Source organism: Notoacmeibacter marinus (genome assembly GCF_002238045.1).
Classification (GTDB): Bacteria; Pseudomonadota; Alphaproteobacteria; order Rhizobiales; family Rhizobiaceae; genus Notoacmeibacter; species Notoacmeibacter marinus.
Map to the genome: position 1 here is coordinate 476,343 of NZ_NBYO01000001.1, position 16,403 is coordinate 492,745.

The 16,403-nt window shown below is 62.6% G+C and carries 16 protein-coding genes and 1 other RNA gene; 8 read left to right on the plus strand and 9 right to left on the minus strand.

Translation table 11 applies throughout. The features are described from left to right. Positions 1-14 precede the first annotated feature (14 nt). Positions 15-548, minus strand: a complete 534-nt coding sequence (gene def, locus B7H23_RS02180; RefSeq protein WP_094075754.1) for a peptide deformylase — start codon at positions 546-548, stop codon at positions 15-17. A 115-nt stretch (positions 549-663) separates the two neighbouring features. On the opposite strand from def, the gene B7H23_RS02185 reads away from it, so the two are divergent. Next, positions 664-1,770: a DNA recombination protein RmuC gene (locus tag B7H23_RS02185; RefSeq protein WP_094075755.1), complete on the plus strand. Its 1,107-nt coding sequence runs from the start codon at positions 664-666 to the stop codon at positions 1,768-1,770. Between the two features lie 83 nt (positions 1,771-1,853). Next, the gene (locus B7H23_RS02190) at positions 1,854-2,237 is read left to right on the plus strand and encodes a rhodanese-like domain-containing protein (RefSeq protein WP_094076818.1); all 384 of its coding nucleotides are present in this window, start codon (positions 1,854-1,856) and stop codon (positions 2,235-2,237) included. 79 nt (positions 2,238-2,316) lie between these two features. Here B7H23_RS02190 and B7H23_RS02195 read toward each other — a convergent pair whose 3' ends face one another. From B7H23_RS02195 to recR, 3 genes are read right to left on the minus strand one after another with little or no spacing between them, the layout of a single operon-like run. Next, positions 2,317-3,570 (minus strand): lytic murein transglycosylase, encoded by a 1,254-nt coding sequence (locus B7H23_RS02195; protein WP_094075756.1) that lies wholly within the window; start codon positions 3,568-3,570, stop codon positions 2,317-2,319. Next, positions 3,567-4,040: a GFA family protein gene (locus tag B7H23_RS02200; RefSeq protein WP_420814457.1), complete on the minus strand. Its 474-nt coding sequence runs from the start codon at positions 4,038-4,040 to the stop codon at positions 3,567-3,569. The genes B7H23_RS02195 and B7H23_RS02200 overlap by 4 nt, the downstream gene beginning before the upstream one ends. A 56-nt stretch (positions 4,041-4,096) precedes the next feature. Continuing rightward, the gene (recR, locus tag B7H23_RS02205) at positions 4,097-4,708 is read right to left on the minus strand and encodes a recombination mediator RecR (RefSeq protein WP_094075758.1); all 612 of its coding nucleotides are present in this window, start codon (positions 4,706-4,708) and stop codon (positions 4,097-4,099) included. Between the two features lie 60 nt (positions 4,709-4,768). On the opposite strand from recR, the gene B7H23_RS02210 reads away from it, so the two are divergent. Continuing rightward, positions 4,769-5,275 (plus strand): GNAT family N-acetyltransferase, encoded by a 507-nt coding sequence (locus tag B7H23_RS02210; RefSeq protein ID WP_094075759.1) that lies wholly within the window; start codon positions 4,769-4,771, stop codon positions 5,273-5,275. An 18-nt stretch (positions 5,276-5,293) separates the two neighbouring features. Here the strand turns inward: B7H23_RS02210 and B7H23_RS02215 are convergent, their stop codons facing one another. From B7H23_RS02215 to ffs, 3 genes are all read right to left on the minus strand, one after another. Continuing rightward, on the minus strand, positions 5,294-5,629 hold the full coding sequence (locus B7H23_RS02215) for a YbaB/EbfC family nucleoid-associated protein (protein ID WP_094075760.1): 336 nt from the start codon (positions 5,627-5,629) through the stop codon (positions 5,294-5,296). Between the two features lie 79 nt (positions 5,630-5,708). Beyond that, positions 5,709-7,574 carry a DNA polymerase III subunit gamma/tau gene (locus tag B7H23_RS02220; RefSeq protein ID WP_173861869.1) on the minus strand — a complete coding sequence of 622 codons (1,866 nt, stop codon included), beginning with the start codon at positions 7,572-7,574 and terminating at the stop codon, positions 5,709-5,711. Positions 7,575-7,688: 114 nt separating this feature from the next. Next, an RNA gene (ffs, locus tag B7H23_RS02225) (signal recognition particle sRNA small type) lies at positions 7,689-7,787 on the minus strand. 140 nt (positions 7,788-7,927) lie between these two features. On the opposite strand from ffs, the gene B7H23_RS02230 reads away from it, so the two are divergent. After that, positions 7,928-8,359 carry an HIT domain-containing protein gene (locus tag B7H23_RS02230; protein WP_094075762.1) on the plus strand — a complete coding sequence of 144 codons (432 nt, stop codon included), beginning with the start codon at positions 7,928-7,930 and terminating at the stop codon, positions 8,357-8,359. Then, a complete protein-coding gene (gene nudC / locus B7H23_RS02235; protein WP_094075763.1) occupies positions 8,356-9,336 on the plus strand; it encodes an NAD(+) diphosphatase in 981 nt (326 codons plus the stop codon). The genes B7H23_RS02230 and nudC overlap by 4 nt, the downstream gene beginning before the upstream one ends. A gap of 14 nt (positions 9,337-9,350) precedes the next feature. Here the strand turns inward: nudC and B7H23_RS02240 are convergent, their stop codons facing one another. Together B7H23_RS02240 and B7H23_RS02245 are read right to left on the minus strand one after the other, a co-directional pair. After that, the gene (locus B7H23_RS02240; RefSeq protein WP_094075764.1) at positions 9,351-10,244 is read right to left on the minus strand and encodes a prephenate dehydratase; all 894 of its coding nucleotides are present in this window, start codon (positions 10,242-10,244) and stop codon (positions 9,351-9,353) included. A gap of 5 nt (positions 10,245-10,249) precedes the next feature. Then, positions 10,250-10,990, minus strand: coding sequence for a 3-deoxy-manno-octulosonate cytidylyltransferase (locus B7H23_RS02245; RefSeq protein ID WP_094076819.1), 741 nt, complete (start codon positions 10,988-10,990; stop codon positions 10,250-10,252). A 240-nt stretch (positions 10,991-11,230) separates the two neighbouring features. On the opposite strand from B7H23_RS02245, the gene B7H23_RS02250 reads away from it, so the two are divergent. The 3 genes from B7H23_RS02250 to B7H23_RS02260 all read left to right on the plus strand — a co-directional run bounded on the left by B7H23_RS02250 (position 11,231) and on the right by B7H23_RS02260 (position 16,402). After that, on the plus strand, positions 11,231-12,238 hold the full coding sequence (locus B7H23_RS02250; RefSeq protein ID WP_094075765.1) for a c-type cytochrome: 1,008 nt from the start codon (positions 11,231-11,233) through the stop codon (positions 12,236-12,238). A 248-nt stretch (positions 12,239-12,486) separates the two neighbouring features. After that, on the plus strand, positions 12,487-14,454 hold the full coding sequence (locus B7H23_RS02255) for an extracellular solute-binding protein (protein ID WP_094076820.1): 1,968 nt from the start codon (positions 12,487-12,489) through the stop codon (positions 14,452-14,454). Further along, positions 14,447-16,402, plus strand: a complete 1,956-nt coding sequence (locus B7H23_RS02260) for an extracellular solute-binding protein (protein ID WP_240534944.1) — start codon at positions 14,447-14,449, stop codon at positions 16,400-16,402. Before B7H23_RS02255 ends, B7H23_RS02260 begins: the two co-directional genes overlap by 8 nt. Position 16,403: the final 1 nt, after the last annotated feature.

Genomic DNA, 16,403 nt, shown 5'->3' on the forward strand with positions numbered 1-16,403 from the left:
GCTAAGGGTTGCGGTCAGAGAAGGCGCGTGCCGCCGCGTTCCTTCGCCAGCTTCTTGAACTTCTTGATCACCATATCGCGCTTCAACCGCGAGATATGATCGATGAACAGCACGCCGTCGAGATGGTCGATCTCGTGCTGCAGGCACGTCGCCATCAGCCCGTCCGCCTCGATCGTCTGCTTTTCGCCTTCCAGATCGCGATATTCGACCGTCACCGTCGCCGGGCGTTCGACTTCGGCGAAATAATCCGGGATCGACAGACAGCCCTCTTCGTAGGTGCCCGGCTCGTCGCCCAGTGCGACAATCCTTGGATTGACGAAGATGTGAGGATCGGGCTCGTCGTCTTCCTTGGCAAGGTCGATGGTGATGAGTCGGATCGGCTCAGCGATCTGGATGGCTGCCAGGCCGATACCGGGCGCCTCATACATCGTCGCCAGCATATCGTCAGCGAGTTTGCGCACATCATCGTTGATCTGCTCGACGGGTCTGGAGACCTGCCGGAGGATCGGATCGGGAAGAACGACGAGGGGACGCTTGGAGCCAGTCATGCGGCGGTTTCTACGCAGGGCACGCGTGATGTCAACTCATCGATGCGTAAGGGTTCGGCAAGAATGTTTCTGATCTGTTCTTGCCGAGCGCGGACGAGTCTGGCACTCTCGATGCATGGAAACCGGACTTTCCCTGTCGATGCCGATCATGCTGCCGTTCGGCCTGACGCTTCCGCTGTGGATGGCCGTTGGTGTGCTCCTCATCGTTGCGCTTCTGATCGGTCGGTTCACGGCTGGCCGGCAGAACCTGTCGCGGGTCGAACAGCAACAGGCGGAGCTCGCGGGCCGGCTCGGCGCGCTGGCCGATCATCTGGGTGAACGGCAGGAGGCATTCGATGCCCGCCTTGCACGGCGGCTGGAACACCTGTCGGGCCGCCTGGGTGAAAGCCTGACACGGCAGAACCGCGCTACACAAACCAATCTGACCGAATTGTCCGAACGGCTGGCCGTCATCGACAGCGCCCAGCGCAATATTGGCGAACTGGCCGGCGAGATGATGGGGCTGCAGGCCATCCTCACCGACAAGCAGACCCGTGGCCTGTTCGGCGAGCGGCGGATGGAAGCCATTTTGCACGATGCGCTGCCGGTCGGCACGTTCGACCTGCAGACAAAACTTCCGTCGGGCGTTCGCCCCGACGCGCTAGTCCGGCTACCGGGGGGAGCCCCGCCGCTCGTGATCGACGCGAAATTTCCGCTGGAGGCCTGGCGCACCATGGGGGAAGCGGATGACGACCTTGCCCGCGACGCCGCCCGGAAACGCTTTCGTCGCGATATGGCCGTCCATATCGATGCCGTCGGCGAGAAATATGTGCAGCCCGGCGAAACGCAGGATTTCGCCTTTCTCTTCGTGCCGTCCGAAAGCGTTTTCGCCGATCTGCACGAGCATTTCGGCCCGGTGCTCGAACGGGCCTCGCGGCGGCGGGTCATGCTTGTCTCGCCCTCGCTGCTGATGCTGGCGCTCGGCATCGTCCATTCCATGCGACGCGACGAGGCCATGGCCCGGGAGGCGCACCGCATACAGGCCGAAGTTGCCGCGCTGATGGAGGAGATCGGCGCGGTCGATGCGCTGATCGCAAAGCTGCAGTCGCATTTCGGTCACAGCCAGAAGGATGTCGATGCACTGGCGCGGGCCGTCGGAAAGCTCAGCCGACGCGGCAATGCCATCGCGTCCGTCGAACTGGCCGATCGGGACGAGGCCCCCTCACCGATGGCGGCGGAGTAGTTTCCCAATCGTCATCTGGCCGCAGCGCCCGCTCGACATATCTGCTTCGGCGAATGTAATGATCCTGCTTCCGGGAGATGGAAATGAAAGAAGAAAAGCTGGACAATGGTGTGTTCGAGCACTGGACCGTCGACGAACTGGCCGAGGCGTTCGCGGACCGATCCATCGTGCTGATCGATGTGCGCACGCCACAGGAATATCTGTTCGAACATATCGAAGGTGCGTTGAATGCACCGATGGCATTCGTCGACGGGGCCGATCTGCCGAGCCAGGAGGGCAAGCGGATCGTTCTCCATTGCGGCTCCGGCCTGCGCTCCGAGCGTGTTGCCAAGCAGTATCTCGCCAAGCTCGGTGGACGGATCGCCCATCTCGACGGCGGCTTCGCCAAATGGAAGGACGCCAAGCGCCCCTATATCGGCACCGATATGGGAACCGGCAATCCGAAAAAGGTCGATCCGTCGGCCTGATATCAAAATCTGTTACTGGGTAGCGCCGCGAACGGGGTCGGGCCGCCCCGGCCGAACCGATGAATTGCGGGAGCGGTCCCTAACGCAGCCGTCCCATCATCGCCTTCGTCGGGAAGCAGGTGGCGCGCTCGCCATTGCGCTCCTGCCAAGAGCCGATCTCGCGGCGCGTCTTGAAGCCGGGCAGGCCGTCCGCGCCGCCGACATCCTTACCTTCGCGTTCGAGCGCGCGCTGCATCACGGCGATGTCCGAGCGGTAGAGCCCGCCGACGGCGCCCCAACCCGCCGCGAAATCGCCCACGCCATACTGGATGCGGTCACCGACATGGCCGACGAAAAGCGCGTAGAGATCGCTCTCATTGTAGTCCTTGATGACGTAAAAATTCGGCGTCACCAGAAAGGCCGGACCGTTGCGCCCCGCCGGCAGCATCAGGAACATCTCGCCCCTGCGCTCGACATCGGGAAAGGGCTTGCCGGAGACGCGAGCAATTCCCATCGCCTCCCAATCAGCGAGCGGGCGGCCGCGATCCGGCCCCTCCAGCGTGCAGGACACATTGGCCGGCAGCGCGATCTCGTAGCCCCAGTCGCGGCCCGGCACCCAACCGAAATGGCGCAGATAATTGCCGATCGAGGCAATCGTGTCGGCTTCCGACCGCCAGATGTCTGCGCGGCCGTCGCCATCGCCGTCCGCTGCGTGATTCAGAAAGTTCGTGGGCATGAATTGCGGCTGGCCAAGCGCGCCAGCCCAAGAACTCTTCATCGCCGCTTCCGGCGCATGGCCGGCCTCGGCGATCTGCAAAGCAGCGATCAGTTCACGACGGAAATAATCGGCCCGCGTCGCCATGAAGCCCTTGGTGCCGAGCACCTCGAAGACATTATGCGGAATCGCTACGCGTCCATAACCGCTCTCTCGACCCCAAATGGCAAGGATGATGCGCCCCGGCACGCCAGTAGTCCGCTCCACTGCGGCCAGCGTTCGGGCATGGGTTTTGGCCATCTGCCGTCCGACCGCCGTGGCGCCATCGACAGAACCGCGGTTGAAATATTTGCCGGGTGAGCCGAACTCGGCCTGGCGCTGTTTCTTGGGTGTCTGCCGCCTGCTACCTGGCGGCACGAGGTCCGGCAGTTTCCAGTTCAGCGAGACGCCGCGAAAAGCGGATTCGAAGGCCTGGCGCGAAACGCCCTTCGCCCGCGCCGCTGGCCAGATGTCCGATTGCAACCACGATTGGAACTGACGCTCCACGGCGGTGCGATCCTGAGCGCTGGCTCCACCGGCAAATAAGATGGCCCCGACAAGAAGGCCAATCGCCCGGATCGGGACCATCCTCATCATCATGCAGGCTTCGCCCCTTCGGCGGCGTAGCGCTGAACCAGCTGCATCATCTCCTCCATCTGCGGAAACCGTTCGAAGGAATGCGGCGCGCCGGTTTCGGCGAAGGGCAGTTTCTCTGCCGTCTGTGTCTCGACGAAAGGCGCGAACCAGGATGGATCGTCGAGCATGGTCGCGCGCAGATTGACAAAACCCATCTCCGGCGGAAATTCGGTAAAGATCCAGCTATGGCATTTCGGGCAAAAATTGTGGGTATACCCGCCCTCGCCTTCCGCCTCGCGCGTGTCGCGGGCAGGCCCATCGACGGCGAATCCGTCAGTTGGCACGGCCATGGAGCACGAATAGGCGCTCGCGCTCATCTTCTGGCAACCCCGGCAATGGCAGGCCATGGTCAGCAGCGGCTGCGCCGAGATCGTCATCTCCACCGCGCCGCAACGGCAATGGGCTTTCCAGGGCAGTTTCCAGTCGGTAGTCATGGTCATCTCCTTCGATTCTCAATGCAGACTATCGCGGGAGAGGGACCGATGGAATCCTAGAACTTCGTGCGGCTCTTCAGCGCGGCGGCCAGTGTTCCATCGTCCAAATAGTCTAGTTCGCCCCCGACGGGCACGCCATGGGCCAGGCGCGTCACGGTCAGGTCGAAGCCCGACAGCCGGTCGGTGATATAATGTGCGGTGGTCTGTCCCTCGACCGTCGCATTGACCGCCAGAATGACTTCCGAGACCCCGCCCGCCTGGACGCGATCAATCAGCGAAGCGATCGACAGATCGTCCGGCCCAATGCCATCGAGCGGTGACAGGACGCCGCCGAGCACATGGTAGAGGACGTTCGACATGGCGGCCGCACGTTCCAGCGCCCAGAGGTCGGCGACCTCTTCGACCACGATGATCGTGCCGGTCTGCCGGCGCGGATCGGCGCAGATGGCGCAGGGATCGGACGTATCGGCGTTGCCGCAAATGGAGCAGACCACGACGCGCTCATGGACCAGCGCCAGCGCTTCGGCGAGCGGCCCCATCAATTGATCTTTTTTCTTGATCATCTGCAGCGCGGCGCGGCGCGCCGAACGCGGACCAAGTCCCGGCACACGCGCCAGGAGCTGGATCAATTTTTCAATTTCAGGGCCGGCAATGCGTCGTCCGCTCATGGAACTGTCCTGCAGGAAGCGCTATGATTCGCCAAGCACCAGAGGCGAAATGAGGGGCTCATGGGAGTGGATGTGGCAATCGAAGTGGCCGGTGTCGAGGACCGGGACGCTTTGGAATCATTGATCGGCCGTTGCTATGCGGAGGTCTATCCCGGCTGGTACGAGCCGGACATTCTGGAAAACGCTCTGCCGGCCATGCTGCGGATCGACACACGGCTGCTGGAAAGCGGGCGTTATTTCAAGGCGCTGTCCGATGGGCGCATTGTCGGATGCGGCGGTTGGAGCCATGCCACGCCCGGCACGGGGGACCGGGTGGCGGCGACCGGCCATGTGCGCCATTTCGCCACCGAGCCTGGCCAGATGCGCACCGGCGTCGGCAGCGCCATTCTGGCGCGTTGCGTGGAAGACGCGATGGAAGCGGGCATGACGCGGCTTCAGTGCTTTTCCTCGCTGCCGGCCGAAGCGTTCTACGAACGACACGGCTTCGATCGGGTGCAGGAGGTGACGGTCATGCTCGGCGAAAGCACGCCCTTCCCGGCGATCCTGATGCAGCGGGTGCTGGTCTAGAACGAAGGTTTCCCGTTCCTAGCCGAACGGGAACTTGCCGCCGCCCATGCCAGGCGGCAGGCCTAGGCCGGCGGTCATGGACTGGGTCTTTTCGGCCATGGCCGTTTCCAGCTTCATGCGGGCATCGGCGTGGGCGGCCACGATCAGGTCCTCTAGGATCTCGCCCTCGCCCTCCTTCATCAGGGAGGGATCAATCGAGAGGCCCTTCAGATCGCCCTTGCCACTCAGCGTGACCGAAACCAAACCGCCGCCGGACGCGCCGGCCACTTCCATGGCTTCGACCTCTTCCTGAAGCTCGGCCATCCTGGCCTGCATTTCCTTGGCCTTGCTCATCAGGCCCATCAGGTCCTTCATTGCGTTACGCTCCGTTTCACTGGTCTCTTCGTCTGGCAGATAGAGAACCGGCCATCGATCCGCCAGTGCGGCACACCGACTAGGTCTCGAAATCGTCCTCATCGTCGAAACCGGCATCGATTGCCGCCTGCGCGGCGGCATCGGCGTCGATTTCGTCCAGTTCGTCGGCCAGTTCGCTTTCGGGCATTCGCACATCGACGATCCTGGCGCCAGGAAAGCTCTTCAGAATGGCGGCAACCGTCGGGTCCAGCGCGGCTTCGTCCAGGGCACTTTCGCGGGCGGACTGTTCCTCCTCGGCCAGCGTCCGGCCGCCACCCTCGCGGCTGGTGGATATGGTCCAGCGCTCACCCAGCCATTCGTGCAGCTTGTTCTGCATATCGAAGACGAGGGTGGCCGGTGCGCCGGCATCGAGTTGCACGGAAATGCGGCCCGGCCCGAAGGAAACGGGGCGGACGAAACGCTTTACATTGCCACGAAAAACGGGATCACGGCGCGTTTCGGCCAATTTCACGATGTCGGCGAGCGAGGCGAGCGGGGTGAATTTCCGCTCCTCTTCCGGGTCCGGTTGCGCGATGAGTTCCTGCCGCGGGGTCGGCGCGGGCTGACTGGCGACAAGGCGCATCGTCGGGGCCGGCCGCGCTTCGGCCTGAGCGGTCGCCGGCTGGCCGGACGCCACCGCACCGCCGCCCCCCGCCATGGCCCGCGCACCGCCGCCGCCATTGCCACCCAAGGAAGATGAGCCAGACGCGCCATTCTCGGCAGCGGCCTGCGCCATGCGGATGGCGTCGTCCAGATTGGGAAGGTCGGCAGCATGAGCGATGCGGATCAGCACCATCTCGGCAGCCGCGACGGGTCGAAAGGCGCTCTGCGCCTCGGCGATCCCCTTCAGCAGCATCTGCCATGCGCGGCTCATGGCGCGCACACTCATGCGCTGGGCGAAGGCGGTGCCGCGCTCGCGCTCCTCTTCCGAAAGAGAAGCGTCGTCGGCGGCCTCCGGCACGAAGCGCAGGCGGGTGACCAGATGAGTGAACTCGGCCAGATCGGTCAGAATCACCGCCGGGTCGGCGCCGGAATCGTACTGGCTTCGGAACTCGCCGAGCGCCGTCGGCAGATCGCCGCTCATCAGATGTTCGAACAGATCGATGATACGCGCGCGGTCGGCAAGGCCCAGCATGGAGCGCACGGTCTCCGCCTCCACCGTGCCGGCAGCGTGCGCAATCGCCTGATCGAGAATGGAGAGGCTGTCGCGGACCGAACCTTCCGCCGCCCGCGCCACCATGGCGAGCGCCTGGGGCTCGATTTCGACCTTTTCCAGCGCGGCGATCTTTTCCAGGTGCCGGACCAGCGTACCGGCATCGACGCGGCGCAGGTCGAAGCGCTGCGTACGCGACAGGATCGTCACCGGCACTTTGCGAATCTCTGTCGTCGCGAAAACGAATTTGACGTGGGGGGGCGGCTCCTCCAGCGTTTTCAGCAGCCCGTTAAAGGCTGCCGTCGACAGCATGTGCACTTCATCGATGATGAAGACCTTGTAGCGTGCGGAGACCGGCACGTAGCGCACCTGCTCGATGATCTCGCGAATATCGTCGATGCCGGTGTGCGAGGCGGCGTCCATCTCGATCACATCGACATGCCGGCCTTCCATGATGGCCTGGCAATGCACGCCCATTTCCGGCAATTCGATGGAGGGCTTATCGACCGTCTCCGTCTCGTAATTCAATGCGCGAGCGAGGATGCGGGCGGTCGTCGTCTTGCCGACGCCGCGCACGCCGGTGAGCATCCACGCCTGTGCGATTCGTCCGGTCTTGAACGCATTGGTGAGCGTACGGACCATCGGCTCCTGGCCGATCAGGTCGGAGAAGTCGCGCGGGCGGTATTTGCGTGCCAGAACACGGTAGTTCTCATCCTGGCCGGTCTGCTGACTCAATTCCGGCAGGTCACTCATCGCTTCGGCCAATTCCTCTTTGCTGCGGCGGCCATCAAATGGACCGGGCCGTCCGCCGTCAAGAGCACGGAGGTCGGGTATGTGATCATTACCTGAAACGAAAGGGAAAGAACGGTGGGAGACTGGCACGATGACCCGCGCCGGAACCTCGTTAGGGCTGCTTCCTCTCGGACCTGACCCGGTTGGCGAGTGGTGCGTCCACCACCAGCCTCCCGAGGTCCATATCAGCAATCCGCAGGAGGTTTGCAAGTTCGCACAGGCGATTTCGCCGACAAAAAGCGTTTTGCCATGATGGACGCCTTGCATCCGACCCATAGTTCACGCTTCAATGCCACGCGAAGAGGGGACCGTTCATGCTGACTTTCAACCGGCACAGCAGCTTTGAGATCGACCGGACGCTCGAGGCCGACAGCCATCCGATCTGCTGGCTCGGCCTTTGCGAATTGCGGCTGATCGACGATAAGCGCTGGCCATGGGTCGTTCTCATCCCCCAGCGGAACGGCATGACCGAACTGCATGAACTGACACCACTCGACCAGACCATGATGACGTTCGAAGCCAATGAAGTGGCGGAAGCGCTCTGCGCGATGAGCGATTGCGACAAGATCAATCGCGGCGCGCTCGGTAATATCGTCTCCCAGCTCCACTACCACATCATCGCCAGAAATGCGGGCGACCCGAACTGGCCCGGCCCGGTATGGGGCTACGGTGTCCGGGAGCCGTACGAACCGCAGGAACGCCTCGCCTTTTGTGAAAAACTCAAACAGCGACTGACTCAGAATTGAGCCTTCTTCCTGACACTTTCTGGCCGGCTTCGGAAGCGAGCCGGCAGACCGGCTTTTCGCGCAATCCGATCGAGCGGCGTTCGGAGTACCGGACGCCGGAGATCGTGGTTGAGGCGCTGGACGATCCGGATGCCCTTACTCTCGTCTTCAACCATGAGGGCCGGCTGCTTTTCGATCCCTTGGGTTCGCCCTGGCAATCACGCGATCGGACTGGCCAACTGGCGCCGGAGGGCCATACGCAGCACCTCCTTCTGGGCTGGGCTGGCGGGACGCCGCGCCATGCGGTTCAGACGCCCGAAGGCGCTGACGATCCGGCCGAGCCCTACAAGGCCATCGACGTCCGCTCCCTTTACGCGCAGGGACTGCTTTCGCCCGAAGACGAAGGCGCGGTCGGTCAGGCGCGCTCGCTTCTCAACTGGCACGGCACGCATGGCCATTGCAGCGCCTGCGGCAGCCGGACCGAAATCCTCGGCGGCGGTATAAAACGCGCCTGCACGTCCTGCCGGCGCGAAGTCTTTCCGCGCATCGATCCAGTTGCGATCATGCTCGTCACGGACGGTGAGCGGGCGCTTCTGGGCCGCAGCGCGCATTTTCCGGAGGGGATGTATTCGTGCCTGGCCGGATTCGTCGAGCACGGCGAAACGCTGGAAGATACGGTGCGACGCGAAGTCCTTGAGGAATCCGGTATCGCGGTCGGTGCGGTCCGTTATCACGCCAGCCAACCATGGCCGATGCCGCACACGCTCATGATGGGCTTTTTCGGCGAGGCGCTCTCGTCGGAGATTCGCTTCGATGAAGCCGAACTGGCCGATTGCCGCTGGTTCGAGCGCGACGAAGTGAACGAGGTTCTGGCGCGCCGGCCTGCCTATCAACGCAGCGAGCCCGCACCACCCGGTCAAGCTTCCGCACCGCCACGTGGGGCGATCGCCGCGCGGCTGATAGCCGACTGGGTCGATCTCACCGTGCCAAAAAGCTGAAGGCCGAAGCGCAACTACACAGGAAGCGTATCGTTCTCTTCCAGACCGAGGCCAGCCATCAGATCCTTGCGGCTCGGGTGCGCCTTGTAGACGCCCAGAATGTTCAACTCGTCGGAGAAGAAGTCGAGTTCTTCCAGCGCTAAGGCGACATTCTCATCGTCCGGATGGCCTTCGATATCGGCGTAGAACTGGGTGGCGAAGAAACGGCCGTTGAGCTGATAGCTCTCCAGTTTGGTCATGTTGACGCCATTGGTCGCGAACCCGCCCATCGCCTTGTAGAGTGCCGCCGGAATGTTGCGCACCCGAAAGACGAATGTCGTCATAATAGCCGCATCGTCCTGTCGCTCGACCGCCTCTCCATCCGCCGAAAGAACGACGAAGCGGGTCACATTGTTATGCGTGTCCTCAACATCGCGCGCCAGAATATCGAGACCGTAAAGCTCGGCCGCCAGGGCCGGCGCGAGTGCGGCACGGTTTCGCTCGCCACTGTCGCGCACTTCGCGCGCAGCGCCTGCCGTATCTCCGGCAACCATGGGCGTCCAGCCATTCGTCCGGATGATGTTGCGGCACTGACCAAGCGCGTGGATATGGCTGTGAACGGTTCGAATGTCTTCCATCGATGTACCCGGCAGCGCCATCAGCTGGAACCGGATCGGCAGAAACCACTCGCCGACGATCTGCAACCGCGAATTGGGCAGGAGGTGATGAATATCGGCCACGCGACCGGCAATCGTGTTTTCGATGGGAATCATGGCGAGATCGGCAGCACCACTCTCCACCGCCTGAAACGCTTCCTCGAAGGTCGGGCAGGGAACGGGCTCCATATTCGGATACATTTCCCGGCACGCCTTGTCGGAATTGGCTCCCTTTTCGCCCTGGAACGAAATGCGGCCCTGTCTCTGATCCATCCGCCCTACCCTCTGCCAGCGTCTGCCATGCGGCGGCGGGCTTCGGCCAGATCGGCCGGCGTGTCAACGCCAAGCGGCATATCGTCCACGATGGCGGCGTCGATTCGCATTCCCGCCTCGAGAGCGCGCAGCTGCTCCAGCCTCTCGCGCTCTTCCAGCGGCGAGGGCGGCATGCCGACGAACCGCGCCAGCGCTTCGCGGCGATAGGCATAGAGCCCGATATGATGATAGCGCGGCCCCTCCCCCCAAGGCGCGGTGGCGCGCGTGAAATAGAGTGCCCGCAGGCGCGTGTCGCTCATCGGGCTGCCGACGATCTTCACGACGTTCGGATTGTCCATTTCAGCCGCATCGGTGATACGCGCGCCAAGCGTGCCTATCGCGACGTCGCCATCATCGAGCAGATCGACGGCGCTCCGTACGATGGCGGGATCGAGGGTCGGCAGATCGCCCTGAACGTTGACGACGATCTCGACCTTGCGCTTCGGGTCGAGCCTCTCGAGAGCCTCGAAGATGCGGTCGGAGCCGGACGGGTGATCGACGGCGGTCATCACGGCCTCGAACCCGGCACTCTCGACTGCGGTACGAATATCGTCGTCGTCGGTGGCCACGACGACCCGGCCTAGCCCGGCGGCTGCGGTGCGTTCGGCGACATGAACGATCATGGGCCGACCGCAAATATCGGCAAGCGGCTTGCCCGGCAGACGATTCGCGGCAAGGCGCGCCGGTATCAGAGCCATGGATGTCATATCGAGCAACCTTTCCACAAGGTGAGCGCGCCTTCGACCAATGTCGGCGCGGCGCGGTCCTTATATGTGTTGCAAGGGGCAGGCAAAAGACATAGTTTCCGCCGCGAACCGGGCCGGGGCGGTCCGGAACAAGCCCAACCGGCTTGCTCGCAATGCCTTTCGGGGGAACGATCGGAAGGGTTGGCGGTATCGGACCGCGTGATCTGTTGCGGGAACGACCTTCTAGGAGCCTGGAGTTTCATGGACTCTTTTGAACTGAACAAGATCGTCGGTGGCCTTCTGGCCGCAGTGTTTGTCGTTTTCTCGATCGGCCTGATATCGGACGCCATCTTCCATGAAGAAGTGCCGGAGCAGGCAGGCTTTGCCATCGAGGTGGCCGAAGAGGCAGAAAGCGGAGCCGCTGGCGGCGGCGAAGCCGAGACCGTTTCCATCGCAACGCTTATGGCGAGCGCAGACCCGGCCGCCGGCGAGAGCGTGTTCAAGAAATGCGCATCGTGCCACTCGATCGATGAGGGTGGGGCCAACAAGGTCGGTCCGAACCTCTACGGCGTTGTCGGCGGCGCCATCGCCGCCAAGGACGGGTTTTCTTACTCCGAAGCGATGAATACTTATGCCGGCGAAGTCGGCGAGTGGGATTTCGAACCGCTCAACGCGTTTCTTCTGAAGCCCAAGGATGAAGTGCCGGGAACGGCCATGGGCTTTGCCGGGCTGAAAAAGGATTCCGACCGCGCCAATCTCATCGCCTGGATGAACGAGCAGTCGTCCAGCCCCAAGCCGCTGCCTGAGCCGGAGGCAGAGGAAGATGCTGCTGGTGAAGAAGCCGGTGCAAAGGCCGAAGGCGCGATGGAGGCCGAGGCCCAGCCTCAGGCCGAGAGCGCGGCACCCGCCGATGGCGCGGGCGATCCGGCGGGCGCCACACCTGCCGAAACCACCACCGACGCGGCTCCGTCTTCGGAAACCGGACCTGCCGATCAGGCGCCGACCGCAGTCGAGGGCACCGGCGAAGCGCTGAACGAAACCGAGCCGACGACGAGTGGCGACGAGGCTGGCACTGAGGACGCGACGTCGACCGACAATACCGCTCCTCAAACCGAGAGCGCCGCACCGACAGGAACCGAGAGCGAAGCTCCCGCAGAGCCCGACGCGGACACGACGACCGGCAGCGGTTCCTCAACCGATACGCCCGCTGCGACCGAGGGCGAAACGTTGACCGAAGAAGAGCTTCTGCGACGGCAACAGGCCAACTGAGCGGATGCATTTGCGGCCGATGACAGCGGCTACCTTTCCGCTTTGTCATGCAGACACCATGAAAAAGCCGGCTTCTGGCCGGCTTTTTTGTTGCCATTGGACCCGTCTGCCCTCCCTTATTGCTGGTGTCGAAGACCGATCGGACACCGTTCCAAAGGGAACGGCGGCGGATTTCATGGTCAGGGAGTGAATGCATGACGGAACGACGGCAGCGTGAAAACGGCCATATCGGCGACCGCATGACGAGGATGATGCTTGATCGCCGAGCGCTGCTGATGGCCGGAGGATGCGGCCTCGCCTCTTTGGCCGCATTCGGCCTGCCATCGGTCGTGAAAGCACAGGCCGTGGCCATTCCCGATCCGAAACTCCCGGCCGCCGACATTCGCGAAGCGCTGCCATGGCATCACGCCACGACCCTTCTGGGCGAAGCGAAGTATCCGGAAGGCTTCGAACGGTTCGACTACGTCAACCCGAACGCGCCAAAGGGCGGGATCGTGCGGCAGGGCTCGCTCGGCAGTTTCGACAGCTTCAATCCCATCATCCCGAAGGGCGAGGTCGGCGCCGGACTTGGCCTGATGTATGAGACGCTCTTCATGCGGGCGCTCGATGAGGCGGACGTCTCGGCCATGTACGGCCTTCTGGCCACTGCCATCAAATATCCGGAGGACTTCTCCTGGGTATCGCTGAAGCTGAACCCGAAGGCGAGATGGCACGATGGCGAACCGGTCAAGGTCAGCGACGTTGTCTGGAGTCTTGCCAAGCTGACGGAACTCAATCCGCTTTATAAGTTCTACTTTGCCAACGTTGTCGAAGCAGTCGAGAGCGCGCCAGGCGAGGTGACCTTTCTCTTCAACGAGCGCGGCAATCGGGAACTGCCGCATATTGTCAGCGAGATTCTGGTTCTGCCGCAACATTGGTGGGAAGGCGAAGACGCCAATGGCGAAACCCGCGACATCACGGCGACCACGCTAAAGCCCCCGCTTGGAAGCGGCCCCTACCGTATCGGCGCTTTCAGCGCGGGCCAGTCGATCACCTATGAGAAGGTCGAGGATTACTGGGGCGAAGACCTGCCGGTAAATGTCGGTTCCAACAATTTCGACCGGATCCGTTATGAGTATTTCCGCGACAGTGTCGCGATGATTCAGGCGCTCAAGGCTGGCGATCTGGATTTCCGCGCCGAAAATAGCGCGACAACCTGGACGACAGCCTATACCGACAATCTTTTTCCGGCGCGGCGGAAGGGCTATGTCGATCTGATGACTGTGCCCGACAAGGCCTCCGGCGTGATGCAGGCCTTCGTGCCGAACATGCGACGCAGGAAATTTCAGGACCCGCTGGTCCGGCGCGCGATCAATTACGCCTTCGATTTCGAGACGCTGAACCGCACCATCTACCAAAACCTCTATCTGCGGCCGGAAAGCTATTTCTCGGGCACCGAACTGGCCTCTTCGGGCCTACCCGAAGGCATGGAACTGGACATCCTCGAGGAGCACCGCGACAAGCTGCCCGAAACGGTCTTCAACGAGGTCTACACCAATCCAATAGGCGGTTCGAACAGCGCGATGCGCAAGAACCTCCGCATGGCGCTCGACCTCTTCAAGAAGGCCGGATACGAACTGCGCGACCGCCGCCTTGTCGATACGCAGACCGGCGAGCCGTTCACGTTCGAAATCCTCTATGCCACCGAAGCTTCGTCGCGGTCGATCATTCCACTACAGCAGTCACTCCGACGTATCGGCGTCGATGTCTCGCTGCGGCAGATGGAGCCGAACGCCTATCTGGAACGACGGCGCAATTTCGATTACGACATGATCATCGCCGCCTGGGGCCAATCCCTTTCTCCCGGCAATGAACAGCGCGAGATGTGGGGTAGCGGATCGAAGGATTCGCCGGGTTCGCGAAATTTTGCCGGTATTTCAGACCCCGGCATCGACGCGCTGATCGACGAAGTGATCTTTTCGGAGACCCGCGAGCACCTGGTCGCTGCCACAAAGGCGCTCGACCGCGCGCTTCTGCATCACCACTACGTCATTCCGCAAATCTACTATCCGTATGACCGGCTCGTCGTCTGGAAACGGATCACCGGCCCTGATCCACTGCCGGAGTTCTCCGTCGGCTTTCCTACCGTTTGGTGGGAAGACAAGGAATGGGCAAGGATCATTGCCGCCGGGCTGGACGATCTGCCCGAACCGCCGGAGCCGCCGACGGATGGCTGATTTTGACATGTCCGGTGCCAATCGCCGCTCCGTGCTAGCCGGCGCTGTGGCATTGGCCGCAGCGCCTCTTCTGCCACGTCGCCTCTTTGCCGAAACGCCGCGAGGCGTATCGCTCCACGGTCTGTCGGCGTTCGGCGAACTGAAATACGGGCCGGATTTCACGCATTTCGACTACGCCAACCCCGAGGCGCCAAAGGGCGGGCGCATCTCGTTTCAGGCGCCGAACTGGATCGGCAACCAAAGTTCCAGCGGCTTCGACACGCTGAACATGTTCGTGCTGCGCGGCATCGGCGCGCCCCGGCTCGAACTGACCTATGACAGCCTGATGACACCGGCTCCGGTCCATACGATGGCGGGTGCGCTCGACGAGCCGGATTCCGTCTACGGTCTGCTCGCCGAAAGCGTCACGGTCGAGGACGACGGGAAGCGGTACCGTTTCAAATTGCGACCGGAAGCCCGGTTCCATGATGGAACGCGGGTGACGGCAGCCGACGTCGCGGACAGCTACGAACGATGGCAGGATTCGTCGACGCACCCTTATTTCTCCTCATCGCTCGTGCAATTGGCTGGCATCGAGGCCAAGGGCGACGACGAAGTCGACCTTGTTTTCTCCGGCGTACAGAATGAACGGATGATCCTTTCGGCGGCGGCCATGCCCGTCGTCTCGAAAGCCTTTTGGGACAACCATCCTTATGACGGGTCCCAACTGGTCGCGCCGCTCGGCAGCGGCCCCTATCGCGTCGGTCGAATGCGGGCCGGTACGTTCATCGAATATGACCGCGTGCGCGATTACTGGGCCGCCGATCTGTCGGTCCGCCGCGGGCTCTACCACTTCGACACCATCCGGCTGGAGACGTTCCGCGACCACGCGCCGGCCTTCGAGAGCTTCAAGAAGGGCGAGACCCTCTATCGCGAGGAGTTTTCCGCGCAACGCTGGGCACAACAATACGATTTTCCGGCCCTGAACGATGGCCGTGTGATCAAGCGCGAAGTGCCCCAGGAGGAAGTCGGCGGCTTCCAGGGCATAGCGATCAACCGACGGCGCGAGAAGTTCGACGATCTTCGCACACGTCAGGCGCTCGACCTCTGCTTCGATTTCGAATGGATGAACCGGCAACTCTTCTTCGGCCAATATGAGCGGACGATTTCCTATTTCCACGGTTCGGAGTTTGCCGCGGAGGGAGCGGCCAGCGATGCGGAGCGCGCCTTACTGGAGCCTTTCGCTGCCAAATTGCCGGACGGTATTTTCGAGACTCCGCCAATGCCGACCGCTTCCGATGGTTCGGGGCAGGATCGCTCCAAGCTTCGGGAGGCGGCGCGCCTTCTCGCTGAGGCCGGCTGGCAACGGGGTAGTGACGGTCTGGTGATCGGCGACGATGGGCGGCCGCTCTCGGTCGAATTGCTGACCGACCAACAGGGCCTGGTCCGCATCATGCAGCCTTACAGTCAGACCCTACGGCGTATCGGCGTCGACGCTTCGGTCCGGCTGATCGAGCCAACCCTCTATGAACGGCGCGTCCGCGACTATGATTTCGACATGGCGATGCAGAACCTCAATCATGGCGCTACGCCGAACGACGACGGCATCGGGCAGATCTTCGGTAGCCGTGCGGCGACAGCCAAGGGCACACGCAATTTGGCCGGCACATCCAGCCCGGCGGTCGATGCGATAATCGAGGCAGCAGGAAAGGCGAAGAGCCGCGACGATTTGCGAGCCGCGCTCCGCGCGCTCGACCGGATCATGCGCCATCGGCAGGACTGGGTTCTGAACTGGTCCTCGCCCACGCACCGCATTTCCCATTGGGATGTCTTCGGCTATGGGGAAAAGCCGCCTTACGGTTTCGCGGTCGAAGCCCTATGGTGGTGGGATGAGGCGAAGGCCCAGAAAATCGGCATTTCGCATTCGAACGGGTCGAGCCTTAAGGCTGGCGGAAAAGACGGAGAATAAA